This is a genomic window from Streptomyces sp. NPDC005492, assembly GCF_040605995.1.
Taxonomy (GTDB): Bacteria; Actinomycetota; Actinomycetes; order Streptomycetales; family Streptomycetaceae; genus Streptomyces.
On record NZ_JBEXDX010000009.1, the window covers coordinates 72,897 to 94,943 of the forward strand.

22 protein-coding genes and 1 pseudogene are annotated in these 22,047 nt (G+C 69.7%); 9 read left to right on the forward strand and 14 right to left on the reverse strand.

What is annotated here, in order from left to right:
• Both ABZT04_RS15030 and ABZT04_RS15035 read right to left on the reverse strand, forming a co-directional pair.
• A pseudogene (locus tag ABZT04_RS15030) lies at positions 1 to 197 on the reverse strand (hypothetical protein); the annotation flags it as partial.
• Between the two features lie 30 nt (positions 198 to 227).
• Positions 228 to 665 carry a MarR family transcriptional regulator gene (locus ABZT04_RS15035; RefSeq protein WP_356056635.1) on the reverse strand — a complete coding sequence of 146 codons (438 nt, stop codon included), beginning with the start codon at positions 663 to 665 and terminating at the stop codon, positions 228 to 230.
• 62 nt (positions 666 to 727) lie between these two features.
• On the opposite strand from ABZT04_RS15035, the gene ABZT04_RS15040 reads away from it, so the two are divergent.
• Positions 728 to 1,789, forward strand: coding sequence for an FUSC family protein (locus tag ABZT04_RS15040; protein WP_356056637.1), 1,062 nt, complete (start codon positions 728 to 730; stop codon positions 1,787 to 1,789).
• On the opposite strand, the gene ABZT04_RS15045 is transcribed toward ABZT04_RS15040, so the two are convergent.
• Both ABZT04_RS15045 and ABZT04_RS15050 read right to left on the reverse strand, forming a co-directional pair.
• Positions 1,753 to 2,409, reverse strand: a complete 657-nt coding sequence (locus ABZT04_RS15045) for a response regulator transcription factor (RefSeq protein ID WP_356056638.1) — start codon at positions 2,407 to 2,409, stop codon at positions 1,753 to 1,755. The two genes, ABZT04_RS15040 and ABZT04_RS15045, sit on opposite strands and share 37 nt — an antisense overlap.
• Positions 2,406 to 3,593, reverse strand: coding sequence for a sensor histidine kinase (locus ABZT04_RS15050; RefSeq protein WP_356056639.1), 1,188 nt, complete (start codon positions 3,591 to 3,593; stop codon positions 2,406 to 2,408). Before ABZT04_RS15050 ends, ABZT04_RS15045 begins: the two co-directional genes overlap by 4 nt.
• A 101-nt stretch (positions 3,594 to 3,694) precedes the next feature.
• On the opposite strand from ABZT04_RS15050, the gene ABZT04_RS15055 reads away from it, so the two are divergent.
• From ABZT04_RS15055 to ABZT04_RS15065, 3 genes are read left to right on the forward strand one after another with little or no spacing between them, the layout of a single operon-like run.
• A complete protein-coding gene (locus ABZT04_RS15055) occupies positions 3,695 to 4,636 on the forward strand; it encodes an ATP-binding cassette domain-containing protein (RefSeq protein WP_356056640.1) in 942 nt (313 codons plus the stop codon).
• Entirely contained in the window at positions 4,636 to 6,174 is a 1,539-nt protein-coding gene (locus ABZT04_RS15060) for a hypothetical protein (RefSeq protein ID WP_356056641.1), read from the forward strand. The genes ABZT04_RS15055 and ABZT04_RS15060 overlap by 1 nt, the downstream gene beginning before the upstream one ends.
• Complete coding sequence (locus tag ABZT04_RS15065) at positions 6,171 to 6,956, forward strand: ABC transporter permease (protein ID WP_356056643.1); 786 nt, start codon at positions 6,171 to 6,173, stop codon at positions 6,954 to 6,956. Before ABZT04_RS15060 ends, ABZT04_RS15065 begins: the two co-directional genes overlap by 4 nt.
• Here the strand turns inward: ABZT04_RS15065 and ABZT04_RS15070 are convergent.
• Positions 6,937 to 7,194 (reverse strand): DUF397 domain-containing protein, encoded by a 258-nt coding sequence (locus tag ABZT04_RS15070; RefSeq protein ID WP_356056644.1) that lies wholly within the window; start codon positions 7,192 to 7,194, stop codon positions 6,937 to 6,939. The genes ABZT04_RS15065 and ABZT04_RS15070 overlap by 20 nt on opposite strands.
• Positions 7,194 to 8,012, reverse strand: coding sequence for a helix-turn-helix transcriptional regulator (locus ABZT04_RS15075; protein WP_356056645.1), 819 nt, complete (start codon positions 8,010 to 8,012; stop codon positions 7,194 to 7,196). Before ABZT04_RS15075 ends, ABZT04_RS15070 begins: the two co-directional genes overlap by 1 nt.
• A 112-nt stretch (positions 8,013 to 8,124) precedes the next feature.
• Here ABZT04_RS15075 and ABZT04_RS15080 point away from each other — a divergent pair, with 112 nt between their 5' ends.
• A complete protein-coding gene (locus ABZT04_RS15080; RefSeq protein WP_356056646.1) occupies positions 8,125 to 8,538 on the forward strand; it encodes an ATP-binding protein in 414 nt (137 codons plus the stop codon).
• A 7-nt stretch (positions 8,539 to 8,545) separates the two neighbouring features.
• Here ABZT04_RS15080 and ABZT04_RS15085 read toward each other — a convergent pair whose 3' ends face one another.
• Positions 8,546 to 9,169 carry a LysE family translocator gene (locus ABZT04_RS15085; protein ID WP_356056648.1) on the reverse strand — a complete coding sequence of 208 codons (624 nt, stop codon included), beginning with the start codon at positions 9,167 to 9,169 and terminating at the stop codon, positions 8,546 to 8,548.
• 111 nt (positions 9,170 to 9,280) lie between these two features.
• Between ABZT04_RS15085 and ABZT04_RS15090 the strand changes: the two genes are divergently transcribed.
• Positions 9,281 to 10,210 (forward strand): LysR substrate-binding domain-containing protein, encoded by a 930-nt coding sequence (locus ABZT04_RS15090; protein WP_356056650.1) that lies wholly within the window; start codon positions 9,281 to 9,283, stop codon positions 10,208 to 10,210.
• Here ABZT04_RS15090 and ABZT04_RS15095 read toward each other — a convergent pair.
• The 6 genes from ABZT04_RS15095 to ABZT04_RS15120 form a co-directional block, all read right to left on the reverse strand.
• Positions 10,185 to 10,904 carry a toxin glutamine deamidase domain-containing protein gene (locus ABZT04_RS15095; protein WP_356056651.1) on the reverse strand — a complete coding sequence of 240 codons (720 nt, stop codon included), beginning with the start codon at positions 10,902 to 10,904 and terminating at the stop codon, positions 10,185 to 10,187. The genes ABZT04_RS15090 and ABZT04_RS15095 overlap by 26 nt on opposite strands.
• Positions 10,886 to 11,971, reverse strand: coding sequence for an ADP-ribosylglycohydrolase family protein (locus tag ABZT04_RS15100; protein WP_356056842.1), 1,086 nt, complete (start codon positions 11,969 to 11,971; stop codon positions 10,886 to 10,888). Before ABZT04_RS15100 ends, ABZT04_RS15095 begins: the two co-directional genes overlap by 19 nt.
• A gap of 465 nt (positions 11,972 to 12,436) precedes the next feature.
• Positions 12,437 to 14,401, reverse strand: a complete 1,965-nt coding sequence (locus tag ABZT04_RS15105) for a putative T7SS-secreted protein (RefSeq protein ID WP_356056652.1) — start codon at positions 14,399 to 14,401, stop codon at positions 12,437 to 12,439.
• Positions 14,401 to 15,063: a hypothetical protein gene (locus ABZT04_RS15110; protein ID WP_356056653.1), complete on the reverse strand. Its 663-nt coding sequence runs from the start codon at positions 15,061 to 15,063 to the stop codon at positions 14,401 to 14,403. The genes ABZT04_RS15105 and ABZT04_RS15110 overlap by 1 nt, the downstream gene beginning before the upstream one ends.
• Complete coding sequence (locus ABZT04_RS15115; protein WP_356056654.1) at positions 15,060 to 15,575, reverse strand: hypothetical protein; 516 nt, start codon at positions 15,573 to 15,575, stop codon at positions 15,060 to 15,062. The genes ABZT04_RS15110 and ABZT04_RS15115 overlap by 4 nt, the downstream gene beginning before the upstream one ends.
• Positions 15,576 to 15,644: 69 nt before the next feature.
• Positions 15,645 to 17,816 carry a tetratricopeptide repeat protein gene (locus ABZT04_RS15120; protein WP_356056655.1) on the reverse strand — a complete coding sequence of 724 codons (2,172 nt, stop codon included), beginning with the start codon at positions 17,814 to 17,816 and terminating at the stop codon, positions 15,645 to 15,647.
• Between the two features lie 57 nt (positions 17,817 to 17,873).
• Between ABZT04_RS15120 and ABZT04_RS15125 the strand changes: the two genes are divergently transcribed.
• Positions 17,874 to 18,308 carry a VOC family protein gene (locus ABZT04_RS15125; protein WP_356056656.1) on the forward strand — a complete coding sequence of 145 codons (435 nt, stop codon included), beginning with the start codon at positions 17,874 to 17,876 and terminating at the stop codon, positions 18,306 to 18,308.
• 51 nt (positions 18,309 to 18,359) lie between these two features.
• Positions 18,360 to 19,451: a crosslink repair DNA glycosylase YcaQ family protein gene (locus ABZT04_RS15130; protein ID WP_356056657.1), complete on the forward strand. Its 1,092-nt coding sequence runs from the start codon at positions 18,360 to 18,362 to the stop codon at positions 19,449 to 19,451.
• 2 nt (positions 19,452 to 19,453) lie between these two features.
• On the opposite strand, the gene ABZT04_RS15135 is transcribed toward ABZT04_RS15130, so the two are convergent.
• Positions 19,454 to 20,062, reverse strand: coding sequence for a YceI family protein (locus ABZT04_RS15135; RefSeq protein ID WP_356056658.1), 609 nt, complete (start codon positions 20,060 to 20,062; stop codon positions 19,454 to 19,456).
• Positions 20,063 to 20,462: 400 nt separating this feature from the next.
• Here ABZT04_RS15135 and ABZT04_RS15140 point away from each other — a divergent pair, with 400 nt between their 5' ends.
• Positions 20,463 to 22,046 carry an acyl-CoA carboxylase subunit beta gene (locus tag ABZT04_RS15140; RefSeq protein WP_356056659.1) on the forward strand — a complete coding sequence of 528 codons (1,584 nt, stop codon included), beginning with the start codon at positions 20,463 to 20,465 and terminating at the stop codon, positions 22,044 to 22,046.
• The last annotated feature ends 1 nt before the right edge of the window (position 22,047 follow it).

A 22,047-nucleotide genomic window follows, 5' to 3' on the forward strand; every position in this document is an offset into this window, starting at 1 on the left:
GCGAGCTTCTGGATCGCTGCTCGGGTTTGCGGTCGTTCGGTATGCGCAGGCCGGTCCATCGCGGCCGCGGCGAGCTTCTGGATCGCTGCTCGGGTTTGCGGTCGTTCGGTATGCGCAGGCCGGTCCATCGCGGCCGCGGCGAGCTTCTGGATCGCTGCTCGGGTCTCCGGTCGTTCGGTATCCGCAGGGCGGTCCATCGCGGCCGCGGCGAGCTTCTGGACCGCCGCTCAGGTCGACGGCCCCTCGGTATCCGCCAGCCGCTCCATCACCGCCGCCGCGAGCTTCAGCAGCCCGCGCTCCGTCTCGCTGAGCGTCGTCAGCGCGTCCGCCAGCCACACATCGCGCTCGGCCATGTCCAGCTCCAGTGCTCGCCGCCCCTCCGCCGTCAGCGTGAGCACGGACTGACGCCGGTCCACCGCGCTCGGCTCCCGCTCGATCAGCCCCTCCGCCTCCAACTCCGCGAAGACCCGGGTGAGCGACTGCGGCCGCTGCCGCTCGGCCGCCGCGACCTCGCCGGGTGTCGCCGACCGGTGCCGGTGCAGATGGCCGAGCACGATCAACTGGTTCGGTGTGAGCCGGCCCTCTCCGCCGCGCTCCTGCCGCAGCCGCCGGTTCAGCCGTACGACGCCACGTCGGATCCGGGCGGCTTCGGAGAGATCATCCATGGCAGATATCGTACGCGAATACTTACTATCCACAGCCTGTGGACACCCGTACTGTATTACCAGTGACCGTCAAACTAATACGCAACGCGTACGAAGCTGGCCTGACGATGACCGCCGTGCTGCTCTGCTGGGGCACAGCCCTCTGGCTGGAAGGCGTCGCGGGCCTGCATACCGATGTGCTGGTTCTCGCGGTCGCGCTGAGCCTCACCCTGTCCTCCACCCAGCGCACCGCCAACACCCGCCGCAGACTCACCGCGCTCGCCGTTCTGCCCCTCACGGCCGGCGCCTCGATCTTCCTCGGGCGGCTGCTCGCCTCCCACTACGCGCTCGGCGCCGCCGTCTACACGGCGGGCATGGCATTCGCCATCTGGATCCGCCGCTACGGCCCCGCCGCCACCAAGGCCGGCACCCTGCTGGCCCTCCCGCTCATGGCGCTGCTTGTCGTACCCGGCCCCGCGCTGCCCGCCAAAGCCCAGAGCGGGCTGGTCACTTGGGGCTGGTCGGCGCTGATCGGGGCGCTGGCGTGCGGCGTGGTGTGGCTGGTGCAGGGGCTGGGGGACCGGTTCGGGCCCTGGCGCACCGAGCCCGCCCCCGAGCAGCCGCCGCGCCGGTACCGCCTCCACCCCCGCCCCAGCACCCGCATGGCCCTGCAGATGGCGGCCGGGATAGCCGCCGCCTTCGCCCTCGGGCACCTCCTCTTCGCCGACCACTGGCCGTGGGTGGTCCTCACCGCGTACGTCGCCGCGAGCGGCAACCGCGGCCGAACGGACGTACTGCGCAAGGGAATCGAGCGGCTCGCCGGGGCCTCCGTGGGCACGCTGCTGGCCGCGGGTGTCGCGGCGGCCGGTGTCACCGGCGACGCCTCCGTGGCGCTGATGTTCACGGTTCTCACGGTCGCGTTGTGGCTGCGGCCCCTCAACTACGCCTACTGGGCGGCCGGTATGACCTGCGCCCTGGCCCTCCTCCTCGGCTACTTCGGGCAGGACGCCCTGCACCTGCTGCCCACCCGCCTCGAAGGGATCGCGGTCGGTGCGGCGTTGTCGGTGGCGTCGGCGTGGTGGCTGCTGCCGGTGCAGCGCGCCCGCCGTCAGCCCGTCCGGGGCACGACGAGTCCCGTCTCGTAGGCCATCACCACGGCCTGCGTACGATCGCGCAGCCCCAGCTTGGACAGGATGCGGCTGACGTGCGTCTTCACGGTCTCCTCGCCGACGTGCAGCCGCCCGGCGAGTTCGGGGTTGGACAGCCCCTCCGCGAGGAGTCGCAGCACGTCGGTCTCGCGCGGGGTGAGCACGTCCAGCGTGCCCTGGGTGGGCGCCTTCGGCCGCAGCCGCGCGAACTCGGCGATCAGCCGCCGGGTGATGCCGGGTGCGAGCAGCGCCTCACCGGCGGCGACGACCCGCACCGCCTCGAAGAGCCGCTCCGCCGTCACGTCCTTGAGCAGGAACCCGCTGGCACCGGCGGCCAGCGCGTCGTACACATGCTCGTCTAGGTCGAAGGTGGTCAGCACCAACACCCGTGGCGCGTGCGGCCCTTGGAGCCGCGCGGTGGCCTCGATCCCGTCCATGACCGGCATCCGTACGTCCATCAGCACCACGTCGGGCAGGTGCTCCCGGCAGACACCCACCGCCTCGGCGCCGTCGCGGGCCGTGCCGACGACCGCGAAGTCGCCCTGGGTGGCGAGGAGTCCGGCGTATCCGACCCGGACCAGCTCATGATCGTCGGCGACGACGATGCGGATGGTCATGCCCCCTCCTCCGGCTTGACGGGCAGTCGTGCCTCGACGAGGAACCCGCCGCCGGGAGCGGGCCCGGTGAGCAGTGTGCCCCCGACGGTGGCGGCCCGCTCGCGCATCCCCAGCAGCCCGTGGCCCGTGCCGTCGGTCGCGGGCCCGGGCCCGTTGTCCCGCACCCGCACCGCCAAGTCCTCGTCTCCGTACCGGAGTTCCACGTCCACGGCGGCGCCGGGCGCGTGCCTGCGGGCGTTGGTGAGGGCCTCCTGGACGATCCGGTACGCGGTGACCTCGATGCCGGGGTCGAGCGGGGTGATGGGGCCGCTGACGATGAGCCGGGTACGGGAACCGGCCGCGTCCCGTGACGCGTCGACGAGTTCCATGAGCTGACCGAGGCCGGGCTGGGGGCGCCGCTGGACCCCCGTGTCCGCGTCCTCCCGCAGCACGCCCAGCAGCCGCCGCATCTCGGTGAGCGCGGTGCGCGCGGTGTCGCCGATGGCGAGCAGCCGGGTGGCGCCCTCGGCCGGCAGCCCGGGCGTGGTGAGCCGGGCCGTCTCCGCCTGGACGGCGATCATCGAGATGTGATGCGCGACGACGTCGTGCAACTCCCGTGCGATACGCGCCCGTTCACCCCGGGCGGCATGCTCCAGGAGCGTGTCCGCGAAGGCCTGTTCGGTCACGCTGTGGGCCAGTGCGGTGCTGCGCACCTGGTGGGCGATGCCGGTGGCCGCGGCGGCGGAGGCGAGCGTCGCCACGAGCACCGCGACGATCCGGGTCGGGCCCTCGCGGCTGCCGAGCGCGATCACGACGTACGGCAGGACGAGCAGCCCACCGAGCCGGGTGGCACCGGTCCGGCCCAGCACATACACGCACACCAGTTGGGCCACTATCCCGCCCGCGGTCAGCTCGCCGAAGGGCACCAGCGAGAGCACGCAGGAGGCGCTCAGCGCGAGGGCCGCGCAGCTCCGGGCGAGGCGCTCGGTCCCGAGGACGAAGGCGAGGGGCAGGGTGGAGGAGAGGGAGAGCAGCAGCAGGGCGGCGAAACCACCGGCCAAGTCGGTGCCGCGGACGAGGACTTCGGAGACGGCGAGGACCCCGAGGGCGCCGAGGGCGACCCGCACGACGAGGGCACGGGTAGCGGCTTCGGCGGTCCGCCACCGGGACGTCACCGCCCGCACACCCGCACTCCTGTCACCCACTCCGTCATTGTGCAGACCCCCTTCCCCGGCGGCGTCCCCCTCGTGAGGGACCCCTCCCGCGTGACGACGCGTGGCACCGGACGCCCCTAGCCTCCCTCACCATGAGCGACGCAACCATCGAAGTCCGCGAGCTACGCAAGCGGTTCGGCCGGACCCTCGCGGTCGACGGCCTCTCCTTCACGGTCGAGCCCGGCACGGTGACCGGCTTCGTCGGGCCCAACGGCGCGGGCAAGTCCACCACCATGCGCTCCCTGCTCGGCCTGGACACCCCCGACGAGGGCCAGGCGCTGATCGGCGGACGCCCCTACCAGGCCCTGCGCACCCCGCTGTTGGAGGTCGGCGCCCTCCTGGACGCCGCCGCCCTGCACCCCGCCCGTCGGGGCCGCGACCACCTCCGCTGGCTGGCCCACTCCCACGGTCTGCCGATACGGCGGGTGGACGAGGTCCTCGAACAGGTCGGCATGGAGCAGGCGTCCCGCAGAAGGGCCGGCGGCTACTCCCTCGGCATGCGCCAACGCCTCGGCATCGCCGCCGCGTTGCTCGGCGACCCGCCGATCCTCCTCCTCGACGAACCGGTCAACGGCCTGGACCCCGAGGGCATCCAGTGGATCCGCACCCTCCTGCGCCACCTCGCCTCGGAGGGTCGCGCGATCCTGGTCTCCAGCCATCTGATGAGCGAACTCGAGGACACGGCCGACCACTTGGTGGTCATCGGCCGGGGCCGTCTGATCGCCGACACGGCGGTCGCCGACCTCCTCGCGGCGGCCTCCGGCGACCGGGTGCGCCTGCGCACGAGCAGCCGTACGGAAGCCATGGAACTCCTCGCGAGGGAGGGCGGCACGGTGGCCGTCACCGACCGCGACACCCTCACCGTCACCGGCCTCCCCGCCGAACGGATCGTGGAACTGCTGGCCGCCTCCCGGGTCCCCCTCGCCGAAGTGGGCGCGCACCGGGCGACGTTGGAGGAGGCGTACATGGAACTCACCCGGGACGCGGTCGAGTTCACCTCGGCGACGACGGGGACGGACGAGGTGACCCGGTGATGACGACGACACCCACGAGGACGACGACGCCGTACCGCTCGGCGCTGCACCCCGCCCGCGCGGGTTTCCTACGGCTCCTGCGCGCGGAGTGGACGAAGTTCTGGACGGTGCGGGCCTGGCTGCTGGTGCTGGCGGTGGCGGCCGTGGTCACCGTCGTGGTCTGTGAGCTGGGCGCGAGCGGCTCCAGCACGAGCGGCGGCCCCCCGGTCGTGACGGGCCCGGGCGGCGAGGTCGTCAACGACGCCTTCCGCTTCAACCACCGCCCGCTGACCGGCGACGGCACCGTCACGGCCCGGGTCACCGGGCTGAAGAGCACCGACGGCAAGGCGCTGGAACCCTGGGCGAAGGCCGGGATCATCGTCAAGTCGAGCCTGAAGCAGGGCTCTTCGTACGCGGCGGTGATGGCGACCCCCGACCACGGCGTCCGCCTCCAGTGGAACTTCACCCACGACAAGGCGGGCCCGAGCAGCGACCTGACGAAGGCCCCGCAGTGGCTCCGCCTGAAAAGGGCGGGCGACAGCCTGACCGCCTACGAGTCGGTGGACGGGCAGAAGTGGACCCGTGTCGGTGAGGTACGGCTCGGCGGGCTGCCCGCGACGGTCCAGGTGGGCCTGTTCCTCGGGACCCCCAACCACCAGATCGTGCGCCGCTCCTTCGGCGGTTCGAGCGAGACCGCGGGCAGCGGCGAGGCCACCGGCACCTTCGATCACCTCACCCTCCAGGGCACGTCGACCGACAGCACCTGGACGGCCACGGACATCGGCGGCCCCGCCCTCAACGGCTCACCGGACAACAGGCGTCCGGGCACGACGACGGTCACGCCGACCGGCACCTACACCCTCACCGGCCGGGGAGACATCGCCCCCGACGAGACCATCCCCGACATCGTCCAGATGAGCTTCCAGGGAATCTTCGTCGGCCTCCTCTTCATGGTCGCCCTGGGCACACTCTTCGTGACGACGGAATACAAACGGGGCCTGATCCGTACGACGTTCACGGCGACGCCGTCCCGGCTGAAGGTGCTGGCGGCGAAGGCGACGGTGATCGGCGCGATCACCTTCACAACCGGCCTGCTGGCCACGGCGATCGGCTTCACGCTGGCCCAACGGGCCCTGCACTCCAACGGCTTCAAGCCCCCCGAGTACCCCGACTTCTCCCTCCTGGATCACCCGGCCCTGCGGGCGGTGGTGGGTAGCGCGGTACTGCTCTCCCTGGTCGCGGTCCTGGCCCTGTCGCTTGGGGTGGTACTGCGCAACAGCGCCGGCACGATCGCCACACTGGTGGTCCTGGTGATCCTCCCGCAGATCCTTTCCTTCGCCATCCCGCTCGGCGCGGCGCAGTGGCTGCTACGAGTGACCCCGGCGGCGGCCTTCGCCGTCCAGCAGGGCGTGACGTACTACCCGCAGGTCCAGCACAACTGCCTTCCGGAGAGCGGCTGTTACCCCCTGTCCCCGTACAACGGCCTGGCGGTCCTGGTGGCCTACACGGTGGCGGCACTCCTGCTGGCGGCGTGGACGGTTCGCAGGAGGGACGCATGAGGCACCTGCACGCCGAGTGGACCAAACTCCGTACGCTCCCCAGCACTTGGTGGCTCCTGGCGGCAACGTTCGCGCTGACGCTGGCGCTGGGCGCGGCGGCGGTCTCGTCGGTGACGACCACGGTGTGCCCGTCCCCGACGGACTGCCACGAGGACACGGTCAAACTGAGCCTCACCGGCGTCCAGTTGAGCCAGGCGACCTGCCTGGTCCTGGGCGTCCTGTCGATGGGCGCGGAGTACGCCACGGGCACCATCCGCGCGACGCTCACGGCGATGCCGGGGAGGTGGCGGGTGCTGGCGGCGAAGTCGGCGGTACTGGCACTGCTGTCCGGGGCGGCGGGATCACTGGGGGTGCTGTCTTCCCTGGGCCTCGCCCGCCTGATCCTCCCGGCGAACAACTTCAAGGCGTCGACCGGCTACCCGCTCCCGACCCTCACGGACGGCGCGACCCTCCGAGCGGCGGCCGGCTCAGTGCTGCTGCTGATCCTGGTCACGCTCCTGGGCCTGTCCCTGGCGACCCTGCTCCGGGACACGGCAGGCTCGATCACCCTCGGCCTGGCCATCCTCTACGTCGTCCCGGTCCTGTCCCACCTCTTCAACTCCCTGACCTGGCAACACCGTTTGCAACGCTGGGCCCCGATGCCGGCGGCCCTTTCCATCCAGTCGACCAAGAACCTGGACCTGCTGGCGATCGGCCCGTGGCCGGGGTTGGGGGTGCTGGCGGCTTACGCGGTGGGGTTGTTGGGGGTGGGAGGGATGCTGTTCAGACTGCGGGACGCGTGAGCTCGCCGAGAAAGCGGGCCCAAGTGCCGGGCGCGACGGTGAGGATCGGACCGACGGGGCTGGTCTTGGAGTCACGGATGTGGATGGCGGAGGGGTGGGCGGCGAGTTCGAGGCAGTTGCCGCCCTCGTCACTGCTGTAGCTGGACTTCCGCCAGGCGTAGGCGACTTCGAGGCAGTCGCCGCCCTCGCTGCCGCTGTAACTGGACTTGAACCACGCCAGCGCGTCCATGGTGTTCATCAGTCTCCTAGCAGTCTCTCCAGGAGGCGCGCACTCTCGTCAGGAGTGAGAGCCTGAGACCGCAGCATTCCATACTTGTGGTGATAGCCGCTGACCTCGTCGGGATCCTCGACCAGGAAGCTGGCGCGCTGCACCTCCAGCCAGACCAGGCGCTCGTGATCGGGGGTCTCCAGCAGCACCATGGGCCCGGCGAGGCAGGCGTGCGGTGTCCGGTCCATGGGCATGATCTGCATGCTCATGTGCGCGGGTTCGGTGAAGTCCAGGATTTGACGGATCTGCGCCCGCATCGCCTCCGGTCCGCCGACCTGCCTCCGCAGGACGCTCTCCTCGATGATGAAGTGGCCCACGGGAGGTTGTTCGCGCTCCCAGATCAACTGCCGTTGCATTCGGTTCTCGACCCACTGCTCTGCCGTCTCGTTCCCGAGCCGTGGATAGCGGTACTCGAACATGGCCCGGCAGTAGTCCCGGGTCTGGAGCAGCCCAGGAATCACCTGGCTCTCATACGACAGGATGCTGAGCGCCTCCTGCTCATTGTCGGCCAGCTCCTGAGCGAACACCGGCATCCGCTCCCGCACCGGCAACTTGTAAACGAGCGCGAACAACGCCCCACCCGTACCCAGGAGTTCATCGAACTGCTTAGCCCGGTCGTTCTGGAGCGCGAGCCGCCCCTGCTCGATGGACTGAAGCGTGTCGATGTGCACCTTCGCGATCACGGCGAACCGCTCCTGGGTGAACCCCGCCTTCTTCCGGAAGTGGGCCACAAGCCCCCCGACCGCCTGCCAAGTACCGACCTTCTTGGGCCTCTTCGCCGATTGCATGCGTGTCCCTTTCCCCCGCGCCCACCCGAAGTCGTCGTAGTGAGGTCGTAGAGAAAAGAAATACGACCTCACTCACTGCCCCACGATAGTGACTGCCTGTGACAGTGGTCCCATGAACGAACAACTCCAACAGGGCCACACCCGCGAGGCGTTCTACCGCCGCGACCGCAGATCCATCGCCCTGGCCCGCGACTTCACCCGCGAGACCCTCACGACGTGGTCCATCACGGATCGCATGGACGACGCGCTGCTCTGCGTAAGCGAGTTGACGACGAACGCGATCCTCCACGGCGCACCACCGGGCCGAGGCTTCGCCGTGCACCTCTCCCTGCACCCCGACGGAGTCCTCCGTATCGAGGTCCACGACAGCGGCACGCACGAACTCCGCAAGGTCCGCACCCCGTACAAGCAGTTGGACGCGGACAGCGGCCGGGGCCTGATGCTGGTCGCCGCGTTCGCGGACAAGTGGGGGGTGGGGGAGCGGGCGCCGGGGAAGGTGGTGTGGTGCGAGTTCGGGTTGGGATGACTAGGCGTCACACGCCTCCCGCCACCGCCACTCCAAGGACCAACAGCACCGCGCCGGTCACGACGCTCAGCCACCGCCGTACCGAGGGCCGGGTCACCAGAGCGCGCCCCTTGCTCACGGCCCAGGTGAAGAGCAGGTACCAGCAGGCGTTGACCAGCCCCCACAGCACCCCGAGGGCGATGGTCGTGAGCAGGACGGGTCCGTGGGCCGTGACGAACTGCGGCAGTACGGAGACCGCGAAGACACCGGCCTTGGGGTTGCCGAGATTCGTACCGAGTCCCGCCGCGTACGAGGTCCACCAACTCGTCGGCCCGGTCGGGGAGTTCGCGTGCGACTCGGGGTCCGTCCGGCGGGCTGCCCGGAGCGTGCTGACACCGAGGGCGATCAGGACGAGGCCGCCCGCCACCCGTACGACCGTGTAGGCGGCGGGGTTGGCCAGCAGGACCGCGGACAGCCCGGCCGCCGCCGCGGTGGACCAGAGCACCAGTCCCGTGGCGTTCCCGGTGATGGCCGCCCGCGCCGGGCGGAGGCCGCCCTGCAGGGTCTGCCGGATCATGAACGCCTGCCCCGCTCCCGGCAGCATCGCCAGCAGCCAGGTCGTGATCACGAAGAGGGGGAGATGGGTGGACACGTCGACCGGCCTTTCCGTGGGGACTTCCTTGCCTGTCCTGTCCGACCAGGCTGGCGCGACCGCGGCGTATAGAGAAGGCGATGATTGTCGACCCGGCATTAAGATTAGTGAATGCCGGACCCCGGACAGCTCCGCCTGCTCGCCCTGATCGAACGCCATGGCTCCCTCGCGGCGGCCGCCCACGCGCTCGGCCTCACCCCGGCGGCCGTGACGCAGCAGGTGGCCAGGGCGGAGCGCGACTGGCAGGCACCGCTGGTCCTGCGCGGGCCACGCGGTGCGGCGCTCACCCCCGCGGGCAGCCTCCTCGCCCGGCACGGAAAGGTCATCGACGAGCAACTGGCGCAGGCGACAACGGAGTTGGCCGGTCTGCTCGGGCACCTGTCGCTGCGTCTGCGAGTCGGAGCCTTCCAGGCCCCGTCGGTGCACCTGCTCCCGCCCGCGCTGACGGCGCTGCGCCACCGGCACCCGGACGCCGATGTGTCCGTGGAGGACCTGCAGTCCGAACACGGCGTGGAGGAGGTCGCCGCGGGCCGGCTCGACCTCGCGGTGATCGCGTCCTGGGACACGCTTCCCGATCCGCCACCGCGCGTCAGCGTCGAGACTCTGCTGCTCGACCCGATGGTCGTCGTACTCCCCGACGACCATCCGTTGGCCGCCCGGCACCCCGTCGGCACCCCGATCCGCCTGGAGGAGCTGCGCGACGAGTCATGGGTGACCATCCTGGCCGGTCACGCGGCCCGCGAGCAGTTCGACCGGGGCGTCGCCGACGCCGGTTTCACCCCGAGGATCAGATTCCAGACCGCCTCGTACGCCGTCGCGCAGGCCCTCGTCGGCACAGGCATCGGCGTCGCCCTCGTCTCCCGCCTGGCCCTGACCGACGTCCCCGGCACCACCCACCGCGAACTCACCCACCCCCGACCGCACCGCCGACTGCACGTCGTCACCGCGACCGAGACCTCCCTCACGCCCCTGGTGAACGTCTTCGTGACCCTCCTGCGCGATGTCGCCGAACAGATCACCGAGAACTGGGCGGAGGAGTAGGGCTCAGGGCTCGTAGGAGAACCAGTTCCCGCACCGAGTCCGTGTCGAGCCGGGCGAGGGCGGCGGTGACCCCGTCCAGGAAGACGGCCTGGCCCCGGTTGTTGTGGGCGTAGACCAGGTTCCCGGTGACTTCCTGCCCGTCGGCCTCCCGCCGTACCCAGACCACGCCCCGCGTGTCCGGTCCCGGCTCCCGGATGGCCCGGACGACGTCGCTCCAGTCGTCCACGGGTACGGAACCGAATCCTGGAAGGTAGCGCCGTCTCAGCCGGCCCCACCAGCCGGGCGCCTCATGGAACGGCTGCCAGGGCAGGGCGACCGACGGGTTGCCGTCGAGCATGGAGTGGACGGAGGCGACACAACCCCGCGCGTTGATACGGCGGTTCTGCTCGGTGACCCGATGGGCGGCCTCCTCCGGCGATACCGGTTCCATGTCCGCGAGGGGCGCGGCCGAGGCCGGGTGGAAGGGATGGCCGCCGATCTTGGGGACCACCACGGAGGCCGCCAGCATCGGTGTGCGGGGGAAACCGGGCTGGGGCCGGGTGCGGCAGGCCATCAGCCAGGCGGTGTCCGTCTCCCGCACGGGTCGCGGCACGGCGAGCTCGACGAGCCCGCCGTAGAGCTGGTCCAGCCACGCCGTCGCCCGCCGGGCAGGGTCCGTAGGAGCGGCGAACGCCATCAGCCCGCGTTGTCCCATACGGCGGCCAGCGCGCTGATCCGGTCCTTGTACTCCAGGGCGTCGCGCCACTCCGGCGGCCAGTACTGGACGCCGTGCTTGGCTCCGGCGAAGGCGCCGGCCAGCGCGGCGATCGAGTCCGAGTCCCCGGAGGAGTGGGAGGCACGCATGACCGCGCCGCGGGCATCGCCGTCGACGACGAGGAAGCAGTACAGGGCGGTGGCGAGGGCTTCCTCCGCGACCCAGCCCGCTCCGACCGCTTCGGACGGGTCCCGCTCCTGGTCCTTGGCCCGCAGGGCGACGGCGGCGGTGTCCAGGGCACGCAGGCACTCGTCCCAGCCGAAGGCGATGTAGGCCGCCGGGTCGGGGGCGCCCGCCTTGGCGGCCAGGTCGCCCAGCCATTCGGCGTGGTAGGTCTGGCGGGATTCCCGTGCGTAGGCGCGGAGTTGGGGCAGCAGGTCGTCGAGTTCGCAGCCGTGGGCGAGGAGCCAGGTAGCGTGCGCGGTGAGGTCACTGGCCGCGAGCGCGGTGGGGTGGCCGTGGGTGAGGGCCGCCTGCAACTGGGCGATTCCCGCCCGCTGTTCGGGGCCGAGGCCGGGGATGAGGGCGACGGGGGTGACGCGCATGTTGGCGCCGCAGCCCTTGGAGCCGAGGACGGTGGCGTCCTGCCAGCGCGGGCCGCGTTCGAGAGCGGCGCAGGCGTTGAGGCAGGTCTGGCCGGGGGCGCGGTTGTTGTCGGGGTCGTGCAGCCAGGCCACGAAGTGCTTGCGCAGGGCGGCTTCGACCGCGGCCGGGGTGAGGGCGGTCGCGGCCGAGGGGGCGCCACCGCCCCTGCGGGTGCGGGGTTCGGGCTCGCCCGCGGCGGCCTCCATGACTTCCACCAGGGCCTCGCCCACAGCCAGTGCCATCTGGGTGTCGTCGGTGACCCGGACGATGTCACCCTCGGAGAGCGGCAGACCCATGTCGCGCCAGGAACCGAACGTGGCGGTGATCCGGGCCATGTCGAGGAACTCGGTGGGATAGCCCATGGCATCGCCGATGGCCAGGCCGAAGAGGGAGCCGGCGGCCGCCCTCCTGACCCGCTCCAGGGTGGAGTGACCCGCGTGCTCCTTGAGCCTCCGCAGACTGCTCACCTCGGCGAGGGAACCCTCCACGATGTGCGAGGACTTCGTCGAAGGCCACTGCTCGATCAGCTCGGTCACCGCCTGCGACGGCGTGAGCCCGCGCTCCTTGGCCGCCTGAAGCCGGCTCCGCCACGCGGCGCCCGCGCTGACACCCTCGGAGCCCCTCGCCTTGAGCGGGACCCAACTCGCCGCGTCGTCCTGGTCGTTGAACCACAGATGGCCGAGCAGATCGTCCTGGGCGTCGGCCACGCTCACGTACCGCACCGGGCCGTCGGTCTGGAAGCGGTAGCGAGGCGGCCCTCCGGAGACGATGAGGCCCTTCCCGTCGTCCTCGTGCAAGCGGGGGTTGGTCGTTCGCTTGACGAAGCGGGGCCCGGCGCCGCGGTCGGAGTTCATCAGAGCTTTCCTCTTCTATTTCTTCGGCTACTACTACTTCGGCACGACGTCGCCGTAGATGTGCCACTGACCGTTGTCCTCGAAGGCACGCGTCACCTGATACGTGGTGCCACGCCCGAGAAGCAGCTCCCGCTCACCCATACCGAATTTACTGACGTTCTCCACCCATAGTGCCGGATGCCCCTCGGGGACCCGGAGGTGCACGATGGCCTCCTTGTCCGCGAACGCGGCCACGGCGCCGTTGTCACCGAGGGAGGTCGACATATAGCCCTTGTCCGTGATCTGCGAGCCGATGAGATCCTCGGGTGCTTCGACTCCCAGGTGACCGACACCCTGCCCGCGGACCACCGTGATGTCCTGCGGCACCGGGTTTCCGGCCAGCGCCTTGTCCGTGTTCTCGATGTTGCGGAGCACGTCCGGAGTACCCAGGTCGGCGTCGCCGCGGAGATATCCGTTCATCTCCTTGTACGTGGCGTTCGCGGGACTCGCCGGACCCTTTTCGTCCGTGTAGTCCAGAACGGACTGCTTGGTTTCCTCGGGAAGATTGTCGGCGTATTCGTTCCAGACATCTCTTCCGTAGGAAATCGCCGCATTCTGGTCGGGGAACGTATGCGCGCCCTCATACAGTTCACCGGAGGCCGCCGCGTGCTTCTGCTCGGTGCCGAGGTCGGCGAAATCCTCGTCGGAGAGTTTCCGGGCGCCCTGGTTGAGGTCGTCGAGCGACGGATGCTGGTCCTCCAGGAACCTCTGCGCCATCCCGGACTCCACCGAGTCCGCGTGGACACCCGCCTCGCCGAGATCCTCGCCGTAGCGCATCCCCCTGGACGCCAGATTCGACGCGGCGCCCTCCGCGCCCTCCTCCATGGCCAGCCGCAGCCCGCCCTTGGCCAGGCCCACACCCTTGGTCCCGACAAGCTCCGGGATGAGGCGGCCGACGAACTCGGAGGGGTCCTTCTTGAAACCGTCGACGGCGGCCTGGAGGGCGCGTTCGGGGTGGGCGGCGGTGGAGACCAGGCCGGAGAGCGTCATGCTGACGTTCTGGTAGTACGCGGCCGGGTGCGTGAGGGCGTACGGATCCATCGGGTTGAGGCCACGGGCGAAGTTGAGCAGGCCCGCGGTGCCCTTGAGGGCGCCCCCGACCACATGGGCGAGTTCCATGTGGTACGCCTGAAAGCCGTCGGCGACATCGTCCCCGATCCGGTCCAACGGCGGCGGCTCGGCCGGAGCGTGGGCGAGGGCCGCCTTGATGGCGGCGGCGGCCTTGGCCGATTCCTCGTTACGGCCCCGGCGCGCGTCCGCGAGGATGTCCGCGGCCCTGCCGATGTCGGCCTTGCCCGCGGACTCGTCGAAGGGCCCGGGCTTCGGGCCGGGGTCCTCACCGGCCAGGGCCTTGACGTTGTACGCGCCGACCTTCTTGTTGTACGCGTCGGCCGCGTCCTTGTAGGCCTTCTCACCTCGCTTGTAGAGGTCGATGGCCTCCTGCGCCTTGCCCTGGGCCCACTTGATGGTGTCGGCGTACGAGTCCAGTGCCTTCGCCGCGTCCTCGCAGGCGTCGGCGGCCTGCAACCACTTGGTGGGATGCATCTCGAACTTCGCACGGAAGGCGTCCCCGGCCTCGCCCGTCCACCCCGATGAGCCGACCTTCCTCATGCCCTGCCCGACATGGTCGAAGGCGGTGTAGAAGTCCTTCAGATGCTTGGCGCTCTCCCGGACCTTGTCGGGGTTGCCGTGCACCAGTTCGGTCGGGTCCTCGGTGTGGCCCAGACCCTGTTCGCTGGGGGTGGCGCCCAGGTCGGCGGCCAGGTGGTCGCCCGCGCTGTGGACCCAGTCACCGGCCTTGTCCAGACCGACGTAGTCGAGGCCGTCGCCCAGCTTGTCGCTGCCGTAGTCGATGGCCTCGCCGAGCTTCTCCTTGCCCGCGTCGATGAGGTCCTCGCCGGCCTCAAGCCCTCTGTTGAGGCCGTCCTTGATCCCGCCGACGAGATCACCGATGCCCATCAGCCCGCCCCCTGCGCGGATTGCTGCTGCTGCGCGGACTTGGCGCGTTCCTCGGCGGAGGGACCGAAGGTGCTGTCGAGCCACTTCTCGTACTCGGCGTCGGACACCCCGGCCGCGCTGTGCAGGTTCTCCGGGTTCAGACCCATCGGGCCCAGCGTGGAGGAGGTCATCACATCGCGGCCCGCGTCCTTCCAGCCCTGCTCGACGTTGGCGTTCGCCTTGTCCCACGACTCGGCGCTGAAGTCCGTGTTGCCGCTGTAGATCCCGGACTTGTAGATGTCGCCCCAGCCCTCCCGGGTGACCTCGTCCTCGGTCGCGTACGGGTTGCCGATGGCCGCGTTCGCGACGACCTTGAAGGTCCCCTCGACGTACTGCTCGGTCTCGTAGTACGTGCCCGCCGACAGTCCGACGCCCTGCGCGAACTGGTTCCCCTCGTTGATCAGCGTGCGCACGCCCCACTCCCAGCGTGTGCAGAACGAGTCGAAGGCGTCGGTCACATCGTCCGTGCCCAGCTCGAGCCCGGACAGACCGATGTCGCTGAAGCCGCGCCCGGCCCCGGCCACCCCGACCATGCCCAGTTCCTTGAGCTCACCGAGCGCCTCGGTCAGCCCCTTCGTGATGAGCTCCAGACCCTCCGCCTTCAGGTCCTCGCCGCCGCTCATGCCACACCCCCCGTGGTGTCGTCGTCGCCATCGATCGCCGCCGCGTCCGGCACGATCCCTCGCACCGGCGGGAACACCATCCCGTCCGGCCCGTCCGCACAGTCCAGCGCCACCCCGCACGGCACCCCCGCGGCGGGCACCGCCACGTCCAGCAGGCGGGCACCGAGGATCGACTGGTACGTCCACTCGCGGGCGTATGCGCCGCGTGCCTGGGCGTAGCGGGCCAGGGCCTGTTCGTCGGAGAACGCGAGGATGAACCGAATACCGTTCAAGTCCGCGGTGAGCAGCCCCCGTTCCTCGTCCGGCCCGGGGCCGTCCCCGAGCGGCACCAGAACCGCCGTACGCCGGAACTCCTCCAGCAACTCGGCGAAGGCGCGCTTACGCGCTGCCACCTCGGGGTCCTCGGGTGGTCCCGCGTTGTCCGGCCCCGGTACAGCCATGTCCGCGTAGTCGGCGAACGGCGACCGCCGACTCTGCTCGGGCAGCGAAAAACTCCCCCCGTTTTCAGCCATGCCCGGCATCATCACATCCGGGCGTTCACTGCTGCAATGCGGGTGCCTGTGGGGTGGGTTCGGGGTGGGCTAGGGCTGGGCGTTCCGCCGGGACGTTTCATGGAGCGCGGAGATTGCCCGCTCTGCGCGAGCGACCTCCTCAGGATTGTCGAGGAATACCCACCAGTCCCGGGCTCGGGTGAAGGCCGCGAGAGCCTCGCTGTGCAACCCGAGGCCTGCCCAGAGGGCTCCCAGGTCGGTCCAGGCACCGGCCCTGCCGTGCCAGTTGCCGAGTTCGGCGCACAACCCCAGGCAGCGGGTGAGGGCCGTTGCGGCTTCGGCCTGGCGCCCCAGACCACGGAGGGTGACAGCAAGACGGATCTGAGCCGCTGATTCGCCGTCCTTGTCGCCGAGTTCCACGAATGTTGCCAGGGCTTTCTGCAAGGCGTCGTACGACTCGTCCAGACGACCCGCCATTGCCAGCGCGCCGCCGAGGTTCTGACGCGTGATGGCTGCCTCGCGGAGCAAGCCCAACTTGGTGTGGATGCGCAGACTTCGGGTGTAGGCGTCGATTGTGTCGTCGTGCTGCCTCAGCGCGTCCAGCGTGAGTCCGAGGTTGTTCCATGTCCTGGCCTGTCCCTCGCGATCGGCGAGCTGTGCGTAGAGGTCCAGTGCTCGTCGGTGGGCAACTGCGGCCTCGGTGAAGCGCCTCAGAAAGTGGAGGGCGGTGCCCGGGGCGCGGTGTGCCATGGCTTCGCCCGTGGTGGAGCCGGCACTGCGGGCGGCCTGACACGCGGCTGCCGCCACGGTGCCGAAATCCTCGAAGGCTCGCAGGTGCCCGAGGACGTAACTCTCCAGGGCCAGGGCGAGCCACATGACGCCCAGGAGTTGGTCCTGGTCCTCGGTGTCGGTCCACTGGGTGGCGGCCAGCAGTCCGGTGCGCTCGGAGTCGAGCCAATGCAGGGCATGGTCGCGGTGATCGAAGAGCGCGAGGTGCGTCATGTCGGGGCGCCGCTCGACGTATGCGGAGGCCGACATGGCCCCTTGGGAGTAGAAGGCCAGCAGACGCTTCCGGCCCCGGGCCGTCTCGTCGGCTACCTCGGGAGCGGCGGCGACGATGCGGGCATAGAGCCGTACGAGGTCATGCATCCGCCAGCGCCCATCATCCGGGCTCGCAGTGAGGAGCGAGACGGCGGTCAATTCGTCGAGGAGCGGCTCCAGGTGCTCCGGAGCGAGACCGGTCAGGTTGGCAGCCACCCCGATCCCGATGCTGTCTCCAGGTGCCTGCCCCACCAGCCGGAAGACCCGTGCCAGTTCAGGCTCCAGCCGCGCATACATCACGTCGAACACGGGCCGCAGACTCAGCTCCTTCCCGTACTGATCGACGCCCCGCGCCCGCAACGCCCGCACCCGGTCACTCGCGGCCTGCAACTCACTCACCAGCGTGGACACCGGCCGCTGCCGACGCCGCCGTAGCAGCGAGGAAACGATCAGCAGAGCGAGCGGCAAGTGCCCGCAGAGGTCGGCGAGTTGACGTACCGCATCTGGCTCCTCCGCCACCCGCCGATCCCCGGGGTCGTACCGCCGAAGCGAGCCGTCGACCAGATCCCGCGACGCGTCAGGCGCAAGACCCGTCACACTGAACTGCCGTACCGGAAGCGAGTCTTGCACCTCCCGCGAGGTCACCAGAACCCGATGGCCGCCCCCTTCCCCCGGCAGCAGCGGAGCGATCTGAACCGGGTCGGAGGCGTTGTCCAGAAGGATCAGGACAGGATCACGGACACTCAACTCGGCCCGATAGCGCGCGTACTGCTCCTCAGCCGTCGGCGGCAGATCCGCATCCGCGACCCCCAGTGCCCGCAACAACGACAGCACCGCCTGATCGGCCGTCACCGCAACCTCGTCATACCCCCGCAGATCGACGAAGAGCGCACCCCCGGGAAACCACCCGCAGTCCCGCGCCGCATGCGCGACAGCCAGCGCGAGAGCGGTCTTGCCGACGCCGCCGAGCCCCGCGACGGCGGAGATGACGACGGACTCGGAACCCTCACCCACCCCGGGATCCAACGCGCCCAGCAACTCGGCCACTTCCCCCTCGCGGCCCGTGAAGACGGCCGGGGCGGCGGGCAGCGCGGACAGTGCGGTGGGCGAGGGGGCCGCACGGGGGGACTCCGCCCTGCCGGTGACGGGCCCGTGGAACGTACTGCCCCGAAAGTCGAAGTGGTCCCTGTATTCCCCGTGTTCCCCGCCGTCGCTGCTCACTGGCTCCGCCCGTTCGTCCACCACACAGCAGTTTCAGGTGACCACTATGGTGTACGGATGTCGTCGATCAAGAAGTTCCAGGTCACCTTCGACTGCGCGGAGCCGGAGCGCGTCGCCCGCTTCTGGTGCGAGGTGCTCGGGTACGTCGTGCCGCCGCCACCGGAGGGGTTCGAGACGTGGGCCGACCACGAGCGCACGCTGCCGGCCGAGAGCCAGGGCGCGGGGTTCGTCTGCATGGATCCCACAGGGGTCGGCCCGCGCATGTACTTCCAGCGCGTTCCCGAGGGCAAGGTCGTCAAGAACCGGGTTCATCTCGACGTACGGGTCGGCACCGGGCTCGTGGGTGAGGAGCGCCTCGCCGCGCTGGAGGCCGAGTGCGTACGCCTGGAGGCGCTCGGCGCAGTGCGCGGCACACTGCTGATCGCCGACGAGTACAACGAGTCGTGTCAGAACATGCAGGACATCGAGGGCAACGAGTTCTGCCTCGACTGAGAACTGAGAACTGAGGACCGAGAACTGAGGGCCGAGAGGGGGATGGGAAACGTGTCCCGTGACGCCGCCGCCGTGCACAAGCTGACCCGCCCCGAAGCCCGCCGCATCGCCGTCCAGGCCCAGCTCCTCGACTCCCCCCGCCCCACCGAACTCCAAGCCGTCGTACGTCAGTTGACCCTCCTCCAGATCGACCCCACCGCAGCCGTCGCCCCCAACGCCGACCTGGTCGCCTGGAGTCGTCTCGGGTCGGCGTACGCGCCGGGCGAGCTGGTCGCCGCGCTCAAGGACCGCACGCTTCTCGAACTCCGCGCGATGATCCGGCCGAGCGAGGACCTGGCGCTGTACCGCGCGGACATGGCCGTATGGGAGAGGGAGACGAAGCACTACCGCGAGTGGGTCGCCGCCAACGACCGGTGCCGGCGCGACATTCTCGAACGGCTCGGCGACCAAGGGCCGCTCACGTCACGGGAGTTGCCCGACACCTGTGCCGTGCCGTGGAAGTCGTCCGGCTGGACGCACAACCGCAACGTCGGTCAGATGCTGGAGCTGATGGTGCTCAGGGGCGAGGTGGCGGTAGCGGGGCGCGCGGGGCGTGAGCGGCTCTGGGATCTGGCCGGGCGGGTGTATCCCGACGAACCCGCCGTCCCGCTGGACGAGGCGCGCAGGCTGCGCGACGAACGGCGGCTGCGCGCGCTCGGTATCGCCCGGGCCACCGGCACCGCACTCCCGGTCGAACCCGCCGTCGTCGGCGAGGCCGGCGAACCGGCCGTCGTCGAGGGGGTGATGGGGGAGTGGCGGATCGATCCGGCGTATCTGGAGCGGCCGTTCACCGGGCGGGCCGCGCTGCTCTCACCGTTCGACCGGCTGATCCACGACCGGAAGCGCACCACCGAACTCTTCGGCTACGACTACCAGTTGGAGATGTACAAGCCGGCCGCCAAACGGCGCTGGGGCTACTTCGCACTGCCGATCCTCTACGGCGACCGGCTCGTCGGGAAGCTCGACGTCACCGCCGACCGCAAGGCCGGCGTGCTCCTGGTGAACGCGGTCCATCAGGACGTGGAGTTCAGCAGGAGCATCGCCGATGCCGTGGAGGCCGAGATCGAGGATCTGGCCGTATGGCTCGACCTCGGGCGTTCCTGACGTCAGGCGCTCTTGATCGCCGAGATGTCGAAGTTCAGCTTGATCTTGTCGGAGACGAGGACGCCACCGGTCTCCAGGGCCGCGTTCCAGGTGATGCCCCACTCGGAGCGCTTGATCTCGGCCTTGCCCTCGAAGCCGACGCGCTCGTTGCCGAACGGGTCCTTCGCGGCGCCGTTGAACTCCAGGTCGATGGTGAGCGGCTTGGTGGTGCCGAGAATCTCCAGGTCACCGGTGATGCGGTAGTCGTCGCCGCCGAGGGCCTCCGCGGAGGTGGAGCGGAACGTCATCGTCGGGAACTCTTCGATCTTGAAGAAGTCGGCGCTCTTGAGGTGACCGTCGCGGTCCGCCGAACCCGTGTCGATGCTCTCCATCTTCACGTCGAAGGAAGCGGTGGACTTGGAGGGGTCCGAACCGTCCAGGTGCAGCGTGCCGGAGAAGTCGTTGAACTTGCCCTTGACGTTGGTGACCATCGCGTGGCGGGCGACGAAACCGAGCGTGGTGTGCGCCGGGTCGACCGTGTAGTCGCCGGTCAGCGCGGCCAGGTCGGGGTTGACGGCGGCGGGCGCCGAGGTGGTGTCGATGTCGTCGTTCTTGCGGCCGAAGATGCCCATGACGTGCTCCTGAGGGGGACGGGAAGGGGACGGAAAGAAGCCGGGGTCGAATCTGTTGAACGTTCAACGATGCGAACAAGAAGGACCGTAGACCTATTCCATTCAATTTTCAACATCATCCGCAGCGTATTCCGGTAACTACCACGAGTACGCTCTCCCGACGGGCTCGGCAACGTGAGCGCCGCTGCCGGAGTCACTCTGGGGATGGCATCCGACCGAGGTGAATGTGAGGTGGCTCTCAACCGTCACCTTTGTGTAACCCCTACAACGAGCAAGCCCTGTGAGCAGTCGGAACGGCTGCACGCGGGTGAGGTTCTGTTCAGGGGTACCAGGAAAACGGGTCGGAGACTGTGCAGAGTCGACGGCGCACTTTCCGCGGTGTCCTTCGTAGGGTCGGTACATGACCGTTTTGGATGAGGCGCTGGGTGAGCCGACGGACGCGCGCGGGCGAGTGGCCGAACTGCACGAGATCCGTGCCGCGGCACTGGCCGGCCCGAGTGAGAAGGCGACCGAGGCGCAGCACGCCAAGGGGAAGCTGACCGGCCGGGAGCGCATCGATCTGCTCCTCGACCCCGGGTCCTTCCGCGAGGTCGAGCAACTGCGTCGGCACCGCGCCGTCGGCTTCGGCCTGGAGGCCAAGAAGCCGTACACCGACGGTGTCATCACCGGCTGGGGCACGGTCGAGGGCCGCACGGTCTTCGTCTACGCGCACGACTTCCGGATCTTCGGCGGCGCGCTGGGCGAGGCCCACGCCACCAAGATCCACAAGATCATGGACATGGCCATCGCGGCCGGTGCCCCGCTCGTCTCGCTCAACGACGGCGCCGGCGCCCGTATCCAGGAGGGCGTCTCGGCCCTCGCGGGCTACGGCGGCATCTTCCAGCGCAACACCAAGGCGTCCGGTGTCATCCCGCAGATCAGCGTGATGCTCGGCCCGTGTGCGGGCGGCGCGGCCTACAGCCCCGCCCTCACCGACTTCGTCTTCATGGTCCGCGAGACCTCGCAGATGTTCATCACCGGCCCGGACGTCGTCAAGGCGGTGACGGGCGAGGAGATCACCCAGAACGGTCTGGGTGGCGCGGACGTGCACGCCGAGACGAGCGGCGTCTGCCACTTCGCCTACGACGACGAGGAGACCTGCCTCGCCGAGGTGCGCTACCTCCTGTCGATGCTCCCGCAGAACAACCGCGAGAACCCGCCCCGCGCGGACTCCGGCGACGAGGCCGACCGCCGCTCGGACATCCTGCTGGACCTGGTCCCGGCCGACGGCAACCGGCCGTACGACATGGCGAAGGTCATCGAGGAGATCGTCGACGACGGCGACTACCTGGAGGTCCACGAGCGCTGGGCCCGCAACATCATCTGCGCGCTGGCCCGCCTCGACGGCCAGGTCGTCGGCATCGTCGCCAACCAGCCGCAGACCCTGGCGGGCGTCCTGGACATCGAGGCGAGCGAAAAAGCTGCGCGCTTTGTCCAGATGTGTGACGCTTTTAACATTCCGATCGTTACGTTCCTGGATGTTCCGGGGTTCCTCCCCGGTGTCGACCAGGAACACGGCGGAATCATCCGGCACGGAGCGAAGCTGCTCTACGCGTACTGCAACGCCACCGTGCCGAGGATTTCGCTCATCCTCCGCAAGGCGTACGGAGGTGCCTACATCGTCATGGACAGCCAGTCCATCGGTGCCGACCTCACCTACGCCTGGCCCACCAACGAGATCGCCGTGATGGGCGCCGAAGGTGCCGCCAACGTCATCTTCCGCCGCCAGATCGCCGACGCCGAGGACCCCGAGGCGATGCGGACGCGCATGGTCAAGGAGTACAAGTCCGAGTTGATGCACCCGTACTACGCGGCCGAGCGCGGACTCGTCGACGACGTCATCGACCCCGCCGAGACCCGCGAAGTACTCATCAAGTCGCTCGCGATGCTGCACACCAAGCACGCGGACCTGCCCTCGCGTAAGCACGGCAACCCCCCGCAGTAAC